The organism is Paenibacillus sp. J22TS3 (assembly GCF_018403205.1).
GTDB classification, from domain to species: Bacteria; Bacillota; Bacilli; order Paenibacillales; family Paenibacillaceae; genus Fontibacillus; species Fontibacillus tuaregi.
The window spans coordinates 597545-617159 of sequence record NZ_BOSF01000003.1; the positions used below are offsets into that span (position 1 = coordinate 597545).

At 44.9% G+C, this 19615-nt stretch carries 20 protein-coding genes; 2 read left to right on the plus strand and 18 right to left on the minus strand.

The window, feature by feature from the left end; all coding sequences use genetic code 11:
* The first annotated feature begins 106 nt into the window (after positions 1–106).
* Positions 107–1582, plus strand: a complete 1476-nt coding sequence (locus KJS63_RS12450) for an MFS transporter (RefSeq protein WP_213619419.1) — start codon at positions 107–109, stop codon at positions 1580–1582.
* A 170-nt stretch (positions 1583–1752) separates the two neighbouring features.
* On the opposite strand, the gene KJS63_RS12455 is transcribed toward KJS63_RS12450, so the two are convergent.
* The 18 genes from KJS63_RS12455 to KJS63_RS12540 all read right to left on the minus strand — a co-directional run bounded on the left by KJS63_RS12455 (position 1753) and on the right by KJS63_RS12540 (position 18685).
* Entirely contained in the window at positions 1753–2175 is a 423-nt protein-coding gene (locus tag KJS63_RS12455; protein WP_213619420.1) for a tetratricopeptide repeat protein, read from the minus strand.
* Between the two features lie 275 nt (positions 2176–2450).
* On the minus strand, positions 2451–3248 hold the full coding sequence (locus KJS63_RS12460; RefSeq protein WP_213619421.1) for a hypothetical protein: 798 nt from the start codon (positions 3246–3248) through the stop codon (positions 2451–2453).
* A gap of 219 nt (positions 3249–3467) precedes the next feature.
* Complete coding sequence (locus KJS63_RS12465; protein ID WP_244862585.1) at positions 3468–3905, minus strand: MarR family winged helix-turn-helix transcriptional regulator; 438 nt, start codon at positions 3903–3905, stop codon at positions 3468–3470.
* A gap of 3 nt (positions 3906–3908) precedes the next feature.
* Positions 3909–4865 (minus strand): quinone oxidoreductase family protein, encoded by a 957-nt coding sequence (locus KJS63_RS12470; protein WP_213619422.1) that lies wholly within the window; start codon positions 4863–4865, stop codon positions 3909–3911.
* A 148-nt stretch (positions 4866–5013) separates the two neighbouring features.
* Positions 5014–5736: a GntR family transcriptional regulator gene (locus tag KJS63_RS12475; protein WP_244862586.1), complete on the minus strand. Its 723-nt coding sequence runs from the start codon at positions 5734–5736 to the stop codon at positions 5014–5016.
* A 106-nt stretch (positions 5737–5842) separates the two neighbouring features.
* Positions 5843–6568 (minus strand): GntR family transcriptional regulator, encoded by a 726-nt coding sequence (locus KJS63_RS12480; RefSeq protein WP_213619423.1) that lies wholly within the window; start codon positions 6566–6568, stop codon positions 5843–5845.
* 96 nt (positions 6569–6664) lie between these two features.
* A complete protein-coding gene (locus KJS63_RS12485) occupies positions 6665–7090 on the minus strand; it encodes a secondary thiamine-phosphate synthase enzyme YjbQ (protein WP_068621378.1) in 426 nt (141 codons plus the stop codon).
* Between the two features lie 17 nt (positions 7091–7107).
* The gene (locus KJS63_RS12490) at positions 7108–7959 is read right to left on the minus strand and encodes an amidohydrolase family protein (RefSeq protein ID WP_213619424.1); all 852 of its coding nucleotides are present in this window, start codon (positions 7957–7959) and stop codon (positions 7108–7110) included.
* 32 nt (positions 7960–7991) lie between these two features.
* Positions 7992–8810, minus strand: a complete 819-nt coding sequence (gene frlC, locus KJS63_RS12495) for a fructoselysine 3-epimerase (RefSeq protein ID WP_068621382.1) — start codon at positions 8808–8810, stop codon at positions 7992–7994.
* Complete coding sequence (frlD, locus tag KJS63_RS12500) at positions 8807–9634, minus strand: fructoselysine 6-kinase (protein ID WP_213619425.1); 828 nt, start codon at positions 9632–9634, stop codon at positions 8807–8809. The genes frlC and frlD overlap by 4 nt, the downstream gene beginning before the upstream one ends.
* Before the next feature lie 149 nt (positions 9635–9783).
* Positions 9784–10779, minus strand: coding sequence for an SIS domain-containing protein (locus KJS63_RS12505; RefSeq protein WP_213619426.1), 996 nt, complete (start codon positions 10777–10779; stop codon positions 9784–9786).
* A 365-nt stretch (positions 10780–11144) separates the two neighbouring features.
* Positions 11145–12518, minus strand: a complete 1374-nt coding sequence (locus KJS63_RS12510; protein ID WP_213619427.1) for an amino acid permease — start codon at positions 12516–12518, stop codon at positions 11145–11147.
* A gap of 451 nt (positions 12519–12969) precedes the next feature.
* On the minus strand, positions 12970–13680 hold the full coding sequence (locus KJS63_RS12515; RefSeq protein WP_213619428.1) for an ABC transporter permease: 711 nt from the start codon (positions 13678–13680) through the stop codon (positions 12970–12972).
* On the minus strand, positions 13677–14522 hold the full coding sequence (locus KJS63_RS12520) for an ABC transporter ATP-binding protein (RefSeq protein WP_213619429.1): 846 nt from the start codon (positions 14520–14522) through the stop codon (positions 13677–13679). Before KJS63_RS12520 ends, KJS63_RS12515 begins: the two co-directional genes overlap by 4 nt.
* Before the next feature lie 178 nt (positions 14523–14700).
* Positions 14701–15636 (minus strand): LytTR family transcriptional regulator DNA-binding domain-containing protein, encoded by a 936-nt coding sequence (locus tag KJS63_RS12525; protein WP_213619430.1) that lies wholly within the window; start codon positions 15634–15636, stop codon positions 14701–14703.
* A 60-nt stretch (positions 15637–15696) separates the two neighbouring features.
* On the minus strand, positions 15697–16338 hold the full coding sequence (locus KJS63_RS12530; protein ID WP_213619431.1) for a hypothetical protein: 642 nt from the start codon (positions 16336–16338) through the stop codon (positions 15697–15699).
* 1 nt (position 16339) lies between these two features.
* A complete protein-coding gene (locus tag KJS63_RS12535) occupies positions 16340–17419 on the minus strand; it encodes an ankyrin repeat domain-containing protein (RefSeq protein WP_213619432.1) in 1080 nt (359 codons plus the stop codon).
* A gap of 57 nt (positions 17420–17476) precedes the next feature.
* Positions 17477–18685, minus strand: a complete 1209-nt coding sequence (locus KJS63_RS12540) for a hypothetical protein (protein ID WP_213619433.1) — start codon at positions 18683–18685, stop codon at positions 17477–17479.
* 193 nt (positions 18686–18878) lie between these two features.
* On the opposite strand from KJS63_RS12540, the gene KJS63_RS12545 reads away from it, so the two are divergent.
* Positions 18879–19448, plus strand: a complete 570-nt coding sequence (locus KJS63_RS12545) for a DUF4062 domain-containing protein (protein WP_213619434.1) — start codon at positions 18879–18881, stop codon at positions 19446–19448.
* Positions 19449–19615: the final 167 nt, after the last annotated feature.

Sequence of the window (19615 nt, forward strand, 5' to 3'; positions counted from 1 at the left end):
AGATCTGTCTGTATCATTTCGTGATGAGACAGACCTGTCTACTCCAGTATATTAAATCCTCTCGCCTTCTGTCAATCGAGCGAGTAGTGAGAAAGGGGAACTTTCTATGCCCAATAATACACTTTCAGACGCTTCCGCCCAGATGGGACGGACTCGAGATGCCGTTTCCAAAAAAGATAGGCGCAAATCGCGTCTGATGCTGCCTGCTCTGCTTTTGTCTGTATTTATGGCAGTATCGAACGTGTTCATCGTGAACGTAGCCACGCCCTCGATCCAGAAAGGGCTCGGGGCCAGCTTCGCCGATGTGCAGCTCATGCTTACCGGGTATACTCTTACGTTCGCCGTTCTGCTGATTATCGGCGCCCGGCTGGGCGATCGGTTCGGCCGCCGGAGAATGCTGTTCATCGGAGTGTCCTTATTCACGATCGCTTCTCTGTTATGCGGCTTCTCTGACCAAGTCACTGTGCTCATTGCGTCGCGCGTTTTGCAGGGCGTGGGCGCTGCCCTGTTCATGCCGCAGATTTTATCCCTTATACAGGCCAATTATACTCCGGAACGCCGAGGTGCGATCTTTGGTATGTATGGCGCAACCCAGGGGATCGCGGCAACAGCCGGGCAGATCATCGGCGGGCTGCTTCTCCGCATGAATTTATGGAATTTGGACTGGAGAGCGGTCTTCCTGATCAGCGTCCTACTCGGGGCTCTGACATTAGCCCTGATTCCATTCATTCCGGAATCAGGCTCGCCGGATCACGCCAAACTGGATTGGACTGGAGCCGCACTTGCTGCGGCCGGCTTGCTGATGCTCGTCTATCCGCTCGTGAGGGGACAGCGTGAAGGATGGCCTGCCGGTCTCGTTGTCAGTTTGCTCTTGTCGGCCCCAGTGTTGGCTTTGTTCGCCTGGTACGAACGGCGACTGCTGCGCCGCGGCCGGCTCCCATTTATGAATGTCGACCTCTTTAGACAGAAGGTGTTCACGCTCGGCATTCTCGTTGTGCTGCTGTTAATGTCGACACAAGGGGCCTTCTTCCTTGTTGCCGCCTACATGCTTCAGCTTGGACTTCATTTCTCAGCTCTGCAAGCAGGTCTTGTAATCGGGGCGATGGGCATGGGCTATTTCCTCGCCTCGCTGTTCTCCTCCCGAGTCGCTGCGAAGCTTGGAGCTCATGTGCTGACCATCGGTTCCATCTTGACGACAGCAGGCTACCTGCTGCTTAGCTGGGCGGTCCAAACGACCGGGGTGTCATCGGGTGTCGGCGTATGGATTCCGGCTCTAGCTGTGCTTGGCATCGGTCAAGGCTTCGTCGCCGCACCACTGACGAATATTGTTTTGGCGAAAATCCGCACAACAGACATCGGCTCCGCATCCGGTGTCATGACAACCAGCATACAGATCGCCTCTACGATCGGCATCGCCCTGATCGGCATCGTTTGGCTTAGCGCTCTTGAAGCCCATACCGGCTCAGTCTTGGCTTATCCCGACGCGTTTAGCATTTGCCTATATGTGCTGGCTGCCGTTACTGCACTCATCCTGCCACTGGCATTGATGCTGGCGGGGAGAAACCAAGTTCGCCAGTCGTGATAGAAAAGAAGCCCACCACGCAACGAGGCCAATGAAGAACTTGTTTTATCCTGCCATCAGTTGCTATTTATTGTCTATTTCGGAGGCCCTCCGCGCTGTCTGAAACAACAAGTTTAAGGGCCATCCCCTGCGGATGGCCCTTCTCTAAGTCGACTTCTTATTCTGGAGCTTCAAATCTCTATTTTTGTCTCCAAAAACTCAAGATACTTGGGGTCGTCTTCCATAAAAATCGCAATCCCGGCACCCATGTACGCCCGGGTCAGCTCATCTGCGGCCTTTTCAAGGTTCTCCTGTTCATAATACATTTGTCCTAGCCGAAGATGGATGTAGGGATTCCCAAGCCCCTTTGGACACTGAACAGCATTAATAAAACACTTGAATGCCTTATCGTAACTCTTCGTTTTAAAATGGACATCCCCAATTGCAACATATATCCACGTTGCAGCCTCCCATTCACGGTGATCTGCCGGCAATAATCGGAGGGCCGCGATGTACTTCTGCTTCCCCGCCTCAAGATCGCCTGCCCTCACCAAATCATCACCTTGTTTACACAGCGCGGTAATTTCGGCATGGGTGGAATCTGAAAGTTGCACCGTCATCTCTCCTATCCTATTCTATTGGATTTCAAGCGCCGCATATATTCCTCTTTACTATATAAAATGAACTTATGAAGGTTACCCTTTTGGGGCGCTGCGATGCCGAGTGTTCTTTAAGGCCCCTGTTGTCTCCGAAATGCTTGAACTAGATCTCCAAGTAGGGGCATTTCGGAGACAAAGGCGGACGCTCCGTTCTTCAGAATCACTCAGCCTCTCCGCTGAGATCGGTTAATTCTAAAGTTCATTTTATATAGCTGCGAATTACCGTTACTCTAAGGCAACATTCTGGGTGGCTTTGTTGGAACAGGCGGCTTCCAGGCTAGCAGGATTCCGGCTTCTCCGCACCATTGGCTTACGCCCTCAAGATCATCCCTTCCAATCTCCCACAGCCACAGGTCATGGCTGATTTTCCTTAGAGAGCCGCGGCCCCCCTCTTTAACAATCCACTCTCCAAGCGTCATGCCTTGAATTTTCATATGAAGATGGTTCCCGTTGATCACATTGCAGGGATAGACCATTCTCAGCATGTCTCCCCTGTAACGAGCCTTCCCTTTAAATCTCCCAGGAGTTTCTTCTTTGAAAATCCTAGGATTCTCGTAGGGAAATAATTTGACCAGATTCTCACCCTGAGCATAATAAAAGGCATCGGACACTTTTGGGGCAGCATAAACAATTCCATACGGACAGCTGATTTTCTTCGATACATCCTCCACAAAACCGATGAAATTTGTATATATGTCATCCATAGGCACATCACACTGGGCATCGATATGATGAAAGCTGCCAAACTCATCGTTCATATACCCAAAGGATGCAAACCATGGGGAATGGCCAATCTGTTCATTATATAATCGAAACGCCGTAACCTCTTTAGAGATTATTTTACGCTTGAGTTCTGAAAGCGAGGTCTCTATCAAATCAACATAACGTTCGTCTTCATCCTTGTTGTATGTATAATAACAGGCAGCTGTAACCTTTGCACCAATAGCCTCGAAGAAGGACTCGCCAGCAATGCAAGCCTCCATTGGAGTAACTTCATTTGTGTCATACATGGCCAAGCCCGTACCCATATCTCTCACCTCTATGACATAGATAAGAACCACGTGCCTTCGGTCGGGCAGCATGCACGAAGCAGCGACCACCACGTGGAGCTTCTGACCATGCCCAGGCGGATTTCACTTCGCCCGAAGGCCTGGACATGATCTTTTTGAAGCAACCCTAACACACGAAGGGAAATGCTGTCAATTGAAATAACCGAGCTGAAATTACATAGGAAACAACAAACAAATCTAATCGAACGTTTTCATGGATTCGAATAATCGTCTTAAATGATTCAATAAGTCGCTTTGTTCCTCCACAGACCAATCAGCCATAGCTTCACGCATAATACGCTCACGGGTGAGGTTAATCGTAGCATTGATTTCCTGCCCGTATTTCGTCAATTCTGACACACGAATGCGGGAGTCTGAACTTGATGGATAAGTATGAACCAACCCCGCGGTCTCTAACTTATCAATCTGCCGACTGACGCTCGAATAGTTCTTCCCCATCATGTCAGCCAAATCACCGACACTTGTCGATCCTAGATGCCCGATGCCAACGAAGACGCGAAAAGCTGCAGCCTCCAAATTTACGCCAGCATGTGCAACCATTTTCTTATCGCGATCGGGCCGGTTGATAAGGGAGTATATATCAATGAGTGCTCTAAAAATCTCATTTTCCATCATTCTTTATTTCACCTTTACAACTGGACGGGGCGACAGTGGGGCATTCCAAGCCTCTTCAATCTCTTCAAGAACAAACTCAGCTGTATTAATGGTTAACTTCCCCTCGGCAGCCATTTCAAAAACACCTCTAACCGCAGTTAGCATGTCAGCTTTAGAGACACTATCTCCCCCGCTGCCTATAAGCTCAATTGTGGATGAGCGTAATATAGATGAAGGCAAATGAATATTTTCTTGGCCAGATGAAGTTCCAATGCTTACAAAGCGGGCAACACGATCCGTATGGGTCTTAGCAAGAGCTGACATGATGGCAAGTGCGCTGTCGCCCCAAAGGTAATCCAAGATCACATCAACACCTTCAGCAATAACTGGCATTAGGGCATCTTCAAACCTTTTTTGTCCGCTGTCGGCTGTCATATCAAATGCAATGGCTTCATCGACTTCAAGTGCCTGCAGCTTCGATTCATTGCGTCCCGTTACAATGACCTTCTTGGCCCCTAGGCCCTTAGCAATCTGAACGGCTAAACTGCCGGATACACCCGTAGCGCCATTGATCAATACCGTTTGACCGGATTTAAAGCCAGCCCGATACACCAATGCAGCCCATGAGGACATACCGGGGTTGGCGATAGCGGCAGCAGTGACATCATCAAGGTCATCTGGTAAACGGACAGTCAGCTTTCTGTTAACTAGGGTATGCTCAGCCAAGCTGCCATAAGGTGCAGCAGACAGCGCAAAGTAAACACGCGAACCATCTTCCATCGTTCCAACACCGTCCATACCGGCTACAATTGGAAAGTTGAATTCAGATAAGTAGTGCATACCCATGGAACGGAACTTGCTGACCCGGCTTAGGCCTGCCGCCGAAACATTAATGACAACTAGCCCATCTGTCGCAACTGGGGAATCCATATGACCGATTACAGGTACGGCCCCTTTTTCCTTTACGATTGCTGCCTTCATTGTTATTGCACCCTTCTTTCATTCCATATTATGTGCATATTGCACGTAATACAGTATACCACTAAATGTGTGCAAAATGCACATTTATTAGTGGAAAATCAAAAATGGATAGTACAGTAAATAAATTACCATACTATCCATCTTCATTTTATCGTTTGAAATGCACCTTATAATTTGCTTTATCCGGGCGTGTATAACTTCTTGAATATTCAATTACAGTGTCTGCATCATTATAGCTTGTGTTAGTAAATAACAATAACGGAGCAGAGGAATCAATGTCCAAGAAGCGGGCATCTGATTGATCCAATTGAGTGAGGTCAAGCGTCTGCTGCGAATATGAAATCTCAATGTTATAAAAATCATAAATCTCATATACAGAGAAAATGGTTAGATCAATGTCTCCCAATTGAGGAAAAACATGGTGTGGTATATAGATTTCCTCCAGCGAATAGGGTTCATTATCAATATAGTCAACCCGTTTAATGTAAAAGATCTGCTCCCCTGGCTGAATATTAAAAATCTTGCTGTATTTATGTTCTGCATTTCGCAAGGACTTCGTCAGAATTTGGAAGGAAGGATTCGCATTTTTCTTTCTGACCATTTGCGAGAAGCCTTCCAGGGTTTCCAAATCGTGCTCTCTTTTCTCTCCTAGGACAAATACGCCTTTCCCTTGTATTCTTTTCAGCAAGCCTTCATTAACAAGAGAGGAAATGCCATTTCGAACAGTCAATCGGTTAATGCCATAGGTTTTCGCCAGTTCATGCTCGGTGGGGATCGCCGTACCCGGAGGAAATTCACCGTCTTCAATTTTCGTTCGGATGATTTCTCTCAGCTGCAAGTACATCGGAGATTGATAATCTATATTAGACAAAGACGTTTTCCACTCACTTTCGAATAAATTTCATGACCACGCGCCCCTGCATTGCTTATGCTTCCCTTAATTGCTTATACAAATCGGTACAGTTATTGCTGGCAGCTTAATGTTTATGTTTAAGTACGGAAGAGAAACGGATCAGGTCTGCTCTTTTGATGGATTTATAATATTCAATCGGCTTTTCGTTTTTAGTATATACATGACCGGTAACATAGAAAACAGGGGTCCCGTTCTCAACCTCCAGGAGATCGCTTTCCTGCTCGCTCACGAATGTAACACTTAGTGATTCTGTACCGTGGTCAATATCCACGTTATAGACTTCTTCTAAAACTTTATAAAGGGAATCCTGGGAAAAATCATATTGCTCAATGCCTTTGCACAATGAATAGTCGATATAAGACAGTTCAATCGTAACCGGGACCCCATCAATCAATCTTAATCGCTGTAGACAGAAAATCTTGCTGCCAAGTGTTAACTTCATCCTTTTGGATAACTCTTTATTACATTCCATCATGTCCGCATATAACACTTTTGCTGTTAATGTTTTATTGGCTTCCATTGCGCTTTTCGACAAGGACTGTATATTTTGCAGGTTCTGTACTAGCTTTCCAGGGGAGACAAATGTCCCGGCCCCGCGTTTGCTGTAGAGAACCCCTTCGATAATGAGCCTCTTGATCGCGCTGCGCAAGGTCGTTCTGCTGGTCCCCAGAACCTCACAAAGCTGCCTTTCGGATGGAAGCTTATCATTGGGGCGCAATTCATTTTGATCGATAAAATACTCTATTTTCTCCACCACTTCTTCACGTGGTTTTAAATAACTGTTGTCCATAACCGGTGCGTTCCTCCACACTTTTGACCTGCATCACTACTTAAAATATATCATAAAGAGTGGAGGCGAATAAAACAGTTAATCCTATCCGGGCCCTTATCCCTCTTGTATATAAATCAATATCGTTCGCTCCGACGGCCCATCAAATTCACAGAAATATACCTCCTGCGCCCCACCCCGAACCATCCTTCCATCAACAATCGGAAAGTGGCAGTGATTACCTGTCAGCAACGCTTTAATATGTCCGGTTGGATTGCCGGCTGTAGAACCATAGTCTTTTAACATGCGGGCATGGGCATAGGGGTGATCTTCCGGCACCATTCTTTTTAAAAATTCATCTATATCACTCTCAAGACATTCTAATGCTTCATTGACGGTAATCCCTGTTGTCGTATGCTTCGTTTGGACTGTGACCACACCACTCTTAATCCCGCTTTCGGCAACAATCCGCTCAATCTCGTCTGTGATTACAAAATACTGATTGTATTTATCTGTGAGGATCGTGATACTGTCTACATGCATGGCTCATATTCCTCCTTTCACAAAGAGCATCCCAGAAATTCCAAGGCATTCTTTCCACGAATCAATTCCACGGTCGATTCCCGGAACCCTAAATGATTTAACGCCTCAGCCATTCTGATTTGCTCAAAACGCGGATTGTCGCTGCCAAACATGACTTGATGCCTTAAGCTCCGGTCGATCCATGTCGAAGGAATATCTTTCGTAAAAACTTGAGTATAGAATTCTTTGGCATTATCAAAATATAAAATTGCTGTATCTGCATACACATTTGGATATTTCAACATTAACATAGCTGTCTCCTGCACCCACGGCCAGCCAAAATGCGCGAGACAAATCCTTAATTTCGGCCTGCTGTCAGCCAGTTCTTCAAACTCAACCGGCCTTGAATATTTCGATAAGGTTCCTGGTTCCCATGACAAACCACTGTGAAAGATAATCGGCTTATCGTACTTCTCACAAATATCATAAATATCTTTTAGCCTAGGATCAGCAGGATAATATCTCTGCTTGCTTGGATTTAATTTCAGTCCAAGGAGTCCCAGCTCGGTGAAGGCCTTCTCCAGTCTCTGGGCAGCGCTCGGGTCGAACGGGTCGACACTGGCAAAACCAAAAAATCGATCTGGAGCCTGGTCAACAATGGCTCTAATCTCCTCGTTGGTGACCGTTGCCGCCCCTTCCACAGTTGTATAGTCTTGGGGCAGCAGGCATAGCTTATCCAAACCGGCACACTTCATTTGATTAAAAATATGCTGTAATGGCGGGGTCCCATTCTTGTGAATATTCATTACCCTATGTCTGAATTCCAATCGCTGCTCATCCCCATTGATCAAACCATAGAAGTCCGGATGAACGTGCATATCGATAAACATGGCAATCACTCTTTCTTCCTATTTAAATGCAGTTAGTCCATTAGTGATCTTAAATTATTAATGGCCCGGCGGGCAAATAATCTTGGCTCATTGATATAGGCGGTTACTAATTCAATAGTTGCTGTGCCATCGTAGCCCCTCTCTTTGAGCTCCATTAATAATTCCTTCATTGGCAGCACGCCTTCACCAGGAATCATATGAGTATCACTCGTTCCATCACTATCAATGATGTGAAGGTGCTGCATCTTATCCTGCAATTTATCGAAATAAGCCATCATGCTTTCATGCTGGACGAATGGCGGCACAATATCACACATGCCCACTAAATGATTGGACTCTACTTGTCCAAAAACCCTAGCCAAATCATTAGCAGTTGTACAAACGTTAGATTCCATCGGCGTGAGGGCCTCGAGAATAATTTTATGATCGATTTTCTCTGCATAATCTGTTAATTCCCTCATGGATTGAATCAATCTTTGCCAAATTTCGGCTTCGGAAGTTAAATAACCGGCATGGGCGGGAGACATTAACGTATACTCAGCCCCCATTTCCTTGCCCATTTCCATCGATAACTTCAAATAATCAATAGCGTCTTGTCTCATTTGTTCTGTGCCAATCATAAAATTATAAGGGTATGCATTATGCTCGGGAGTATAAACCCTGACCGGAATCTCATATTGATCAATCAGTTTCTTTACCATTTCAATATCGCCATTCTTCAAGTCAGGCGCAAATGCATGCGGGCGGCCTCCCCATAATTCAATATAATCGTAACCAAATCTCTTGGCATCTATAAAAGCATGTTCAAGCGGATTGCGTTGGTAACCTGAAGTAAATAACCCAATCTTCATGATCTAATCCCCATTTCATTATGAATTGAATTCCGCTTCACCCAAGGCTCAAAAACGGACACCACTTCTGCGGCAATTTCCGCTCCTTTGTCCAAGGCCTCCGGGATAGATTTACCCTTTAAAATAGCAAATAAGAAACCCGCAATAAAGCTGTCTCCGGCTCCCACTGTATTGACGACTCTCGCCGGATACACGGCTCCTTCATAAAAACGTTGGCCATCATATGCCAGACTGCCTTGTTCCCCGAAGGTGGCAACAGCCAATTTCATGCCGCGGTCTGTCTTGTCCTTCAAGAAATTCTCAATGTAAGCATCCCTCTTGTTCTTATAAGAGTAAAATCCATAGTCTACATAGGGGAGCGTCTGTTCGACAAGGGGATGATCCAACCGATCGGCATAATCAAAGCTAATGACTGCCCCCTTGGCTTTCAATTCGGGAAGCGTGTCCTCGGCCTTCCCCCATAACGCGGTATGGACTAAATCGTGTTCAGCGGCAAACCGGATATCTTCCTCATCGAAAACCATCGTCTCAAGGACACCTTCAACATAGTCGCCGTGTACACGGTCAAGGCCATCCATATCCATAAAGGTCACAGCTGTTGGCCCATCTCCCACCTTTAAGTGACTAATATCGATTCCTTCCTCTTGCAAGGTATGAATCATCCACTCCCCATTTGTATCATTTCCAGTTGTAGAAATAATGGATGTCGGGATGCCCAGCAATTGCATGTTCACTCCTGTGTCCACTACGTTTCCTGTTGGATATCTTTGATTAAGGCGCTCATACACATCAATACAATTGTCACCGATAGCAGCAAATTTCATATTGGACCTCCTCGTTCTCCAGTTCCAGCAGCGATCACCTTAATCGCAGCTCCCCGATAAAACGCTTACATACGATTTAAAAAACAGAACACATGAAATCAAAGCTTGGCAGGAAGTCATTTTGATTTCATGTGTGTTCATTCTGTATCTTAGTATTTCAATTGGCGGTAATAACGTCTGATTTCCATTGGATGGCAGTTGAGTTTCTCAACATAAGCATCAATCCGTGAAGTGATCGCGCGTAGAACCAAATGAGAGATCCGGCCTCTAAATTCCGGGCTTATTCCTTTTAATTCATAATCCTTGGTATCGATAATGGTATATCTGGAACATACTCTTGGTAAGAACTCGGCTACTCTTTCCGATAGCGCACGCTGTTCGTCTTCTCCAATAAATAATGTGACTGCTGTATCACGGTCAACAACTTCCAATGTTCCATGGAAAAATTCTGAGGAATGAATTGATTTCGAACGAAGCCAGTGCTGTTCTTCCCAATAACACATCGCATAGGAGTAAACCGCTCCCCATTGATTGCCTGCTCCGATGAAATAATGCATGGAATCATCCTTATGATCCTGCGCAAACTTCATTCCAAAGGAATCAGCCGCCTTCTCCGCTTCGACTAACGCTATTGCCAAATGTTCATCAAGTTCTTTATAGAATTGTTCATATTGCGGGAAATCACCGTTGTTAAACATGAAGCGGTCGGCAACCATAAAAAATTTGATTTGTTCGTTGGCCGGATATGAAATTAAGTAATCGACGCTTTGTGCGAGCGGTGTATCTTTTACATCAATGAATCCCAGAATACGAGCCCCTATTTCTTTCACCTGTGAAACGGCTCTCACCATTTCCTCCGTACTTCCGGTAACCGATGATATAATCACTACCGATTTACTCGTTAACTTGCGGTTTCCGGTAGTTAAGTATTCCGCCGCATTCTCAACATATACTGGCAGTGCGCTCTTGCCGGTAATGTAAGTCACCGCTTGCATGCTTGATGCGTAGGTTCCTCCAATTCCCAAATAGAAAATATTATCAAAACCTGCCGCATAAATCTCATCTACTATCTTCTCAATGCTTCCCCGTAATTGAAGGGCTCCGTTTACACTTTCCACTTGTTTCTCTTCGTTAAATTTTAGCATTTCTAATCGTCAACCTTTCCTGAATACTGTTGTTATTACTCTCTTTCAGCTATGAGATTTATTCAGATGTGCCGCATCAAAATCTCATTCAAACTAGATATCATTTAACTTATTTAATACCAATTTATTTTGTTGATAATCGCATTATAGCACCAGCCTAATTTACCGTCAATTTTATTCTTTAAAAAAGACTACTATTCATTCGAATTATCAAGTATGTAAACGTGTTATTTGATTGTTGTTACGGTTTGCGATAATTGGTATCTAAAAACACGATTTTTATTTATGGTTATCATATCTCTTCTTTATAACGCAAAAATAGACATGAGATAAACAATCCCATGTCTATTGATCGACCATCAACACTAAACGATCTCTTGTTTGTTATTTTTTCTTTCCCAATAAAAGTATGCTGGAAGACCTGTTGCCACTGCGACAATGGCGGAAATGATCCCCGGAATTGGCGCCCACAAAAAGGTGGAGACAATCAATGTTCCCGTGACAACCATTGCGATTGCCGCCATTAAGTAGCCCATGGGCATTCTCCACATGGGATTGTATCCCGATTTCTTCCGGCGAAGCACAAACACCGTGCCAAATGTAAGGAAGTTCTTCAATAACGCTACGATGGTGAAATACCCCAATAAGCTGCTGAGTGAGGATGCAAATACGAGAATAATCGCGAAGGCACACTGGATGATAATGGAGACATGGGGAGTCCCCCATTTAGGATGGACTTTTTCAAAGGATTTAAAGAATAAACCGTTTTTAGCCATTGCATATTCCATACGAGGCTGGAACATGATGCAGCTGGACAGAGAGCCAATGATAACAATAATCGCCATAATAGCGGTTAGGGAACCGGCAGCGGACCCAATTCCAGGCAATTGCTTCATTGCCTCAGACACTGGTGCACCACTTGTTGCCAACGTATCCATCGGCAATAAGCCTGTAATAACCACACTTAATAGGACGTACAAAAGAGTGATTAGAATGCCGCTGATAATCAGCGCTCTAGGCATTGTCTTCTTAGGGTTCTTAATTTCCCCTGTCATATAACACACGGAAGCCATGCCATCAAATGACCAGGTCGTTGCTGAAATCCCCGCCACTAAAGCCATGATCCCAACCGGTGCTCCCGCCTTTACTGGGGAACTGATTAGGTCAGGGCTGAAATAGTAGAAGCCAACGCCAATTAATATGGCAAACATGATGATTTTAAATGCTGTGATAAAGGTCTGGAATTTCCCTCCCCCTTCAACACTTCTCAGATGCACGAACATAAAGATAAGGATAAGTGCAACCGCAATAAACTTCATCGTTAAATCTGAGAAACCAACAAAATAGCCTAAATAGCTTGTAGTTGCAATCGCCATAATGGAAATAGATGGTGTATCCGTAGCCCAGAAACTAATCCACCCGCATAAAAAGGCCAGTGGACGCGAGCCCGCTTCCCTGAAATAAATATATTGACCGCCATTCTCCGGATAGGCCGTCGCTAATTCCGCATAACACAGATTCGCCGGAATATTCACTAAACCACCAATCAAGAAGGCCAGAACAGCAAATAAAGCTGTTCCACTTGCTGCTGCAACTTCTCCCAATGAAGAAAAAATGCCTGATCCAATCGTAGTACCAACACTAATGGCAATGGCAGCACTTAAACCTAATTTACGCTGGAGGCCGCTAGAACTTTTCTCTTCGACACTTTGTGCAACGTTCCCAAGTTCACTCGCCATATGACCTAATCTCCTTTTTTAAGAATCTATCAACAAAAGGAAATAAAAAGGTATTAAACCAAAAGTAAGCGGTATCATTTTAATTAAATAATAAAATGCTGGGTGCGGCAGCCCGACGATTTTATAACAATTAATCAAATTTAATACTTTTTAATACCACTTTAATTCAAAATAGCACATGCTTCGACTTAATTCAATAGATTCTACGAAAAAATGTATGCGCTTTATTCTCATGGTTTTTTAACTACGACCCCTGTTGTATTCCGAAATCCTTGAACTAGATATCAAAGTATGTATAGTTCACCGTACAGCCCGCCAAGGCATGGAGCATCTATAGAGCAAAATTAAAAGGCACCTGGTTTCGGTGCCTTTTAGCTTCTCATGGAGGTTGTATTTGTCAATCGCACCGAAGTGCCGACTGCAGTGAACAAGATTACGCGGTTTCGATTCCCTACTCATCCTTTAACCGTCGTTGATACAACATGACAGACGCAATAGTTAATAAGGCCGCCCATGCCAACATAATAAGCAGGGGTTTTAATAAATCTCCCGTCGTAAAGCCTGCATTATGTAGAGTTAGCAAATGTACAAGTTGAACACTTGGTGCATACTCCAACACTTTAAAGAGCGGAAAATTATCTGCTAATAACACTCCCCATGGTGCCCCAGTGAACACGAGCGCCACAGGCATTATAGATAATGAGGCTTCAAGCAACGTCTTGGAGAATAAACCACATATTGTGCCGGCGGCTGTATATAGAATAATCGAAAGAATGATTGCTGCCACAAACGCCCACATACTAGTTGGCTTATAACCCAATATATATATTGCAAGGGTCAGAGCAGCAGCTGACACTACAAAGACTAAAGTACTTTTCCCGATTAAAACATCCATGGTCGTGGCCGGAGTCATCATTAAGGATCGTAAAGTATTACGCTCCTTTTCTTCCGCAATCAAGCAGGCTTGTACTAAACACGTTAGTAACACAAACGAAGTATTTAGGAGAAAACCGATAGCTCCAGGCAGAGACGGGCCTGCACTTCGAAAAAGAAATGCGAAGAGAATTGGAACAATCACACTAAAGGAGACCGCATAATTGCGTGAAAACTCTTTATAATCCTTCACGAATATTGCCCAGACACGTTTTAATGAGATACTCATAGTAACTCACTTCCTGTCATTTTAATAAAGATGTCACCTAGACTGGGCTCTTTCGTTTCTAATCGATCAATGACCCCCCGCTTCATCCAATCCGCTATTTGATCAGCCGCTATCTCACCGATGGGAAGCTCGTAGGTTTCCCCATTGATCAAGTCCACGCAAACTACGTTATCCCGATGCTGTTTCTTAAGTTCCTTCGGTGAGCCAATGGTTTGGACTTGTCCTTGATACAAGATCGCTACACGGTTACACATCAATTCTGCCTCAGTCATATTATGCGTAGTTAAAAAAATCGTTGTCCCGTTCTCATTCAAGTAGCGTAGGCCTTTATAAATATGTGCTGAATTTACTGGATCTAAAGCCGAAGTAGGTTCATCTAAGAACAATAATTCCGGCTCATGGATAACTGCGCAGGCCAATAGGACACGCTGGCGCATCCCTTTGGATAAGAGGTTGACTTTCTTTTTGCGCTCTCCGCTTAAGTTAACAAACTGCAGCACCCTATCGACCGAAGATTTAGGAAGATCATATAACTTACGATACAGCTCCAGATTTTCCTCAATCGTTAATCTCTCATATAGACCACTGTTATCGGTCAAAATGCCAAACCGCATCTTCTGTGAGGACTGATGCATCATCTCTGCCGGTTGGTTAAATACACTTGCCTGCCCGCTTGTCGGACTTAATTGCGCAGTTAGAATCTTTATTAGTGTCGTTTTTCCTGAACCACTTGGACCTAAGAAACCAAAAATTTCACCTTTCGGAATTGAAAAGCTCACATCATCTAATGCATCCTTATCTCTGAATCTCTTTCGAACATGTTCTACTTGGATAACATCCATAAACACCACTTCCTTAGAGTTGATGCCTCAAGCATATAAAGATTGTATGCTCCCAGCTATCAAAATCCGCCGAAATGTAGCTATTATCCCCTGAATGGTACCCTTGGTTGCTGGATTGGTTCGGTATTTCCCCGGAAATGTCAGATGCTTACGAAGTTATGTTTGCTATGCAAGCATTTTAAATGTTAAGAAGCACTTTTAATTCATGCAATTTTGAACGAGATAACGGTACTACAGCATCTTTAGCTGTATTTAATCGCAAGCTGTAGCTATTCTTCGTCCATGTAATAATCTCTCTTACCTTTTGCAAATTAACGATATAGGATCGATGACACCTAAAAAATCCAAAGTTTAACAACCTTGCCTCAAGCTCGGTTAGCGTCAAAGCACAATCATAATTTTCTCCACTTACGTGAACAAGGATGGAACCATCTACACTTTCTATGTAATCGACTTCAGGCGGATTAAATAAGATCAATTTGCCATTTCTTTTCGTAGAAATCTTCTGCAGGATGATATTGGCCTGATCTTGCTCCTGAACCTCCTGCTTATCCTCTTCGGAGTCCCGAATATCCAATGGATGAAATCCGCTTTCGTTCAATCGGTAAACCAAATCACAAGAAATAAGGGCATCTTCTAAATTTGATGTCAAAATTAAAATTTGCTTTTCTTTCGAAAGGTCATCCAAAATCCGCTTAAAATGACGACGATCTCCCTCTTCCAAGTAAAAATAGGGTTCCTCCAGAACGATTATAGGCTGATGCGCAAAAAAGACACGCAGCAATGTCACATACATCCGTTTCGATGAGGTTAAGTTCTTGATCCTTATCTTCCGTTCTTCTTTTAAAGAAAAATAATCCATCAACGGTGCAACACGGTCACTCCTCTCCGTTACTCTGATTAGAAAGGTGATTAGCTCTTCCACCGTTAAATGCATATATTCGGCTTGTCCAGCCCGGAATAAATAATATTGGGAATGATTCACGAATTGATTCATTAAGAGCTGCTTTCGCTTCAAGTCCGTTATAATGCCAACCGATTCGTTCAAGGTCATATTTAATTCAATCTTCGGTAGAAGTAATTCTCCATTATCATAAATTGGTTCAAATTGCATGCTGCCCTCCCGGTCATTGCCCCTATAAGATATATCAAAAAAGGGCTGCCCCACGCTAAATCAAGAGAATTGCCAAAAGCCTGCTACTGGATGCTGTATCTCGGACGTACCTATTTTGGCGAAAATATATAGTGACCCAAAACCAAATGGGTAGCTGTAATCGTGTTGAAGCAGCGTTTCGGGATAACCCTCTTCATCTACTTGAAATAAGAAAGAAAATGACTCTTCCCTCAGCTTCGTAAAGTAATAGTCTTCATTTTGAATAAGTCTCGGGTTTCCACCTACTTTGATCAGAAAAGACTGATCCAGCGATTGTTCTTCATGGCTTACTTCCCCATCCGAGATGGTGTGCTTTATAAGGCCTGGGTTAGTAAACGTATCTTTGACGCTTTCGGTTGAAATAGGATGCTCCATCACCTTGATTGAGCAATTAGGATAAATGTTGTTCTCCAAATACTCCTCATAATCTTCAGGGATGAAGATCGAAATCATGCTCCCCGGTTTAAAGGGATGAACGAGGCTCAAGTAAAAAATATATCTTTGGCCGCCTTCGTGGATGAGGTCCTCTTGATCATCAAAGAAGCCGGGTGCATTTCCGCCGATCCAGCCTGCACCCTGGTCTTGCGGCAGGCCAGATGCCGCATAATAAAGTATGCTGTCAGTTCTGTCCATTAAAATTTTCGTTTGATGGTCCAAAGGCATACTACAACTCTCCCTCAAGAAAGTTAATGAGGTACCTTTCAGGCTGCGCAAGGAACTCTGTAAGGCTGCATAAGTCCGCATAAGTCTGGTGCTCCACGTCATAACAGCCGATTATGCCTTTTTTCTTTGGATTCCAAACCAGCTGCAGATCAGAGTAATTGTCAATATCAGCTGAAAGACGCAGCAGCTTGAGCCGGCCGACCTTCGTCTCAATCGTATCGGTCAGTGTAAAAAAGTCGATATGCCCGATCCCATACTCATTTGGGGCCAGCTCAAGGCGCAGCTTATCTCCTGTAAGAAAGCTGACCAGTTCATCGGTTAATTTATATTTCTTCAGCTCATATCTCTTGTTCTCCACATTGTGAAGATCATCCGGCTCCAGCGATTTCAAATACTCTGCCATGGCTGTATGCTTATTGCTGACCGCAATCGTATACGGCCGATCGCCGTCTTTTTCCGCCAAAGTAACGTCAGCGCCATGTTCAACCAGAAACTTGACCATGGCCAAATTCCCCATACGGGCGGCTACAGTTAACGGAGTCGCTTGATAAGGATAGACCATGTCCGGTTGATTATAATTGATGTCCACCCCCTGATCGAGCAAATACTTGAGTGTCTTCAGGTCATGGTCAGATACGGCTTGACGCAATACGGCACCGCCATGCAGCTTGATATCTAACCCCAGCTCTTGAATAAGCGGGATATTGTTTTTGTTGCCATAGTAGGCTTGTGAATATGCACCTGATCCCGTTTGATTGATCATGTCCAGCTTGGCTCCTTGCGCTGCAATGTACCTGACCATGTCTTCCTTGCCATAGCGGACAGCTCGCAAAAAGGCCGGATTATGATGGACATTCAAGTTGGCACCGTGCTCTACCAGCAGCTTTACCACCTCCATTCTCTGTGATACAAGCGCCAGATCAAGCGGACTTAATGTGATATGCTTGCTAAGTGCGATGCCCTCCTCTATATCCCAGCCTGCTGCAAGTGCATCATGCAAAGCCGGAATATTACCTTGGTAAATATGCATTGCGATTTCCGGAAGCTCCTTGAACCTCCCTATATCTTTCAGAACGATCACTCATATCACTCCTATTACTTAATTTTAAGCCCTGCTGAAAATTGTTAAATCTGAGCATTAGTAATTACGCGCTGCATCGAACCAGCGTTGAGCCATTTCATCTGTTATAGGCTGGCCAATCAGGTGCTCAGACTGGCTGAGCTGCCAAACGGCTTCCCCAAGGTCTTCCCGTTCGGTGGTTTCGATGCCTTTAAGCGTGTTAAAGCGCACGGTGAACGCAGTAATAACCGCCTCGGCATCAGCAAAGCTGCGAGCCTGGGCCAAATCTGCCTGGGCCACGTTGTAGGCCTCGTTAGCCAGCTTGGCCAGACGTTTAGGCCAGGACGAGAACGGGCGCCCGAACTCGGTCAACCACCACTCAGGCTTACGCAATTGGCTCACTGAGGCATGGTCGGTCCATGGGCGGGTTTTGGCGCGTGCTTTCATTTGCTGCCTTAACCACTTGCCTGTGGCCTCTTCCACATTGTATGCGATGAAACGGTCAAGCAGCGGCCATACGTTCAAGGCTGGAAGGCCCTCCAGATCAGGCATGAAGCGCAGCTCCAGATTCGTTAACCGGGTATGCCGGGCCAACAAGTCGAGGTCGCAGAAGTTCCCCCACAAACTCAGTGAGTCTAGGTTCGGGAACCGGTCTAGACACTCTAGTGAGATGGGCTGCCCCAGCGGCGCATTCTGCAGCGACAGGCTTGTCACCTGATGCAATTCACCCAGGTCGGGCATCAAGAAAGGGGTATCACCCTTGCGTCTGCTGGTGCGCGGCGCTAGTATCAGAGAAGCTGGCATCTCGCCATTGGCCGAGAAACGTGATAGATTACCAGACACGCCCAGACGGTAAAGCTTCCTCGGAAGCTTCAAGTTCAAATATTCTCCGGACGGGCCCAACTCGATATGCAAGCCATGCAAAAGGGACTGGCTGGCGTCCACTTCCGTATCTTCAGACAGGATTGGGGCCCACGTCATCTCTTCAATGGGACGTTTCTGTGCCCAATCCAAGAAGCCGGTGTCCCCTCCGGTATAATTCAGAAAACGCGGCCAGGGCGAGCCTGCCGGTGTGGCAAAGGCATCGAATACACTCCAATCCATACGCATGTCGGGCGCGACGTGAAGGTCTGCCTTTTTTCCCAAGTACGATGGGCCAATGGAAAGGCTGCCCACCCCGGGCTGAATCACCAGCGTGTGACTGCCTGGACCTGTCAGGTCGATAACATAACGACCCGCTTCTCTAATAGAACCAACGGGAGGACGATCTTCGTGATCACTCGGCATTTCTATCACCCTTTCTTCTAAATCCTATAAAGCCATTTAAAGTACTACGTGCCATGCATGGCCCTCTTGAAGATAGTACTCATATAAACGGTTTAGGTTTCGAATGTTGTAAGAAAAGCCCAGTAAATTTTGACAAGCAAAGTGGGAGAGTGATAGGTTCTATGTATACTATTACTAAAATTTGGGTGATCCTATGAGAAAAAAACTTCAAATTTACATATCGTCTACTTACTATGATCTTATTGAGGAAAGACATACCGCTGTTGAAGCCATCCTTCAAGCCGGTCATATCCCGGCTGGAGTCGAGCAATTTTTCAAGGAAAGTCCAATGAAAATCAGGAAGAGATGGATCGATGAGTCCGATGTATATATCCTGATTCTCGGTGGATTCTATGGTTTAACGCTCCCTGAGGATGAATCCAAAAGCTATACGCAATGGGAATATGAGTATGCCGGAGAAACGGGCAAACCTAGATTTGCTTTTGTTGTCACAGATGAAAGATTGAGACAACTGCCATACGATTTCACAGCCATTGAACACTCCCAGGAGTTTCAAGCGTTTAAGCAAACGGTCATGGAGCAAGTCCCTATTTATTATGTTGAAGATATGCGGCACATTAAAATGGTACTTCGTGATCAATTGCCAGGGTATGCAGCAAGAGACGATTTGTATGGCTGGATTTCCGGCAAGGATATTCCAGACGTTCAGAAGCTGATGGAAGAGAATGCAAGATTAAAGGCGGAGTTGGAGAGGAGGAAATGAGTACCCCTGCTATGTACTTCAAGGAATTCAGCCATAAACTCACCGTTACTTGAAATACGGTTCACCATATCGGTTTTTAGAGTATATTCGGATGAATCAGATGCTCCTTTACATTAACATACAACGGTTCATGCAGGCACGCGAAGTCACTTTTACGTGTCTGCTTA

Excerpts from the sequence above, each read along its gene's own strand:
- KJS63_RS12450 (WP_213619419.1), top strand. The coding sequence starts at position 107 with ATGCCCAATAATACACTTTCAGACGCTTCCGCCCAGATGGGACGGACT.
- KJS63_RS12460 (WP_213619421.1), bottom strand. The coding sequence starts at position 3,248 with ATGGGTACGGGCTTGGCCATGTATGACACAAATGAAGTTACTCCAATG.
- KJS63_RS12465 (WP_244862585.1), bottom strand. The coding sequence starts at position 3,905 with ATGATGGAAAATGAGATTTTTAGAGCACTCATTGATATATACTCCCTT.
- KJS63_RS12470 (WP_213619422.1), bottom strand. The coding sequence starts at position 4,865 with ATGAAGGCAGCAATCGTAAAGGAAAAAGGGGCCGTACCTGTAATCGGT.
- KJS63_RS12480 (WP_213619423.1), bottom strand. The coding sequence starts at position 6,568 with ATGGACAACAGTTATTTAAAACCACGTGAAGAAGTGGTGGAGAAAATA.
- KJS63_RS12485 (WP_068621378.1), bottom strand. The coding sequence starts at position 7,090 with ATGCATGTAGACAGTATCACGATCCTCACAGATAAATACAATCAGTAT.
- KJS63_RS12490 (WP_213619424.1), bottom strand. The coding sequence starts at position 7,959 with ATGTTTATCGATATGCACGTTCATCCGGACTTCTATGGTTTGATCAAT.
- frlC (WP_068621382.1), bottom strand. The coding sequence starts at position 8,810 with ATGAAGATTGGGTTATTTACTTCAGGTTACCAACGCAATCCGCTTGAA.
- frlD (WP_213619425.1), bottom strand. The coding sequence starts at position 9,634 with ATGAAATTTGCTGCTATCGGTGACAATTGTATTGATGTGTATGAGCGC.
- KJS63_RS12505 (WP_213619426.1), bottom strand. The coding sequence starts at position 10,779 with ATGCTAAAATTTAACGAAGAGAAACAAGTGGAAAGTGTAAACGGAGCC.
- KJS63_RS12510 (WP_213619427.1), bottom strand. The coding sequence starts at position 12,518 with ATGGCGAGTGAACTTGGGAACGTTGCACAAAGTGTCGAAGAGAAAAGT.
- KJS63_RS12515 (WP_213619428.1), bottom strand. The coding sequence starts at position 13,680 with ATGAGTATCTCATTAAAACGTGTCTGGGCAATATTCGTGAAGGATTAT.
- KJS63_RS12520 (WP_213619429.1), bottom strand. The coding sequence starts at position 14,522 with ATGGATGTTATCCAAGTAGAACATGTTCGAAAGAGATTCAGAGATAAG.
- KJS63_RS12525 (WP_213619430.1), bottom strand. The coding sequence starts at position 15,636 with ATGCAATTTGAACCAATTTATGATAATGGAGAATTACTTCTACCGAAG.
- KJS63_RS12530 (WP_213619431.1), bottom strand. The coding sequence starts at position 16,338 with ATGCCTTTGGACCATCAAACGAAAATTTTAATGGACAGAACTGACAGC.
- KJS63_RS12540 (WP_213619433.1), bottom strand. The coding sequence starts at position 18,685 with ATGCCGAGTGATCACGAAGATCGTCCTCCCGTTGGTTCTATTAGAGAA.
- KJS63_RS12545 (WP_213619434.1), top strand. The coding sequence starts at position 18,879 with ATGAGAAAAAAACTTCAAATTTACATATCGTCTACTTACTATGATCTT.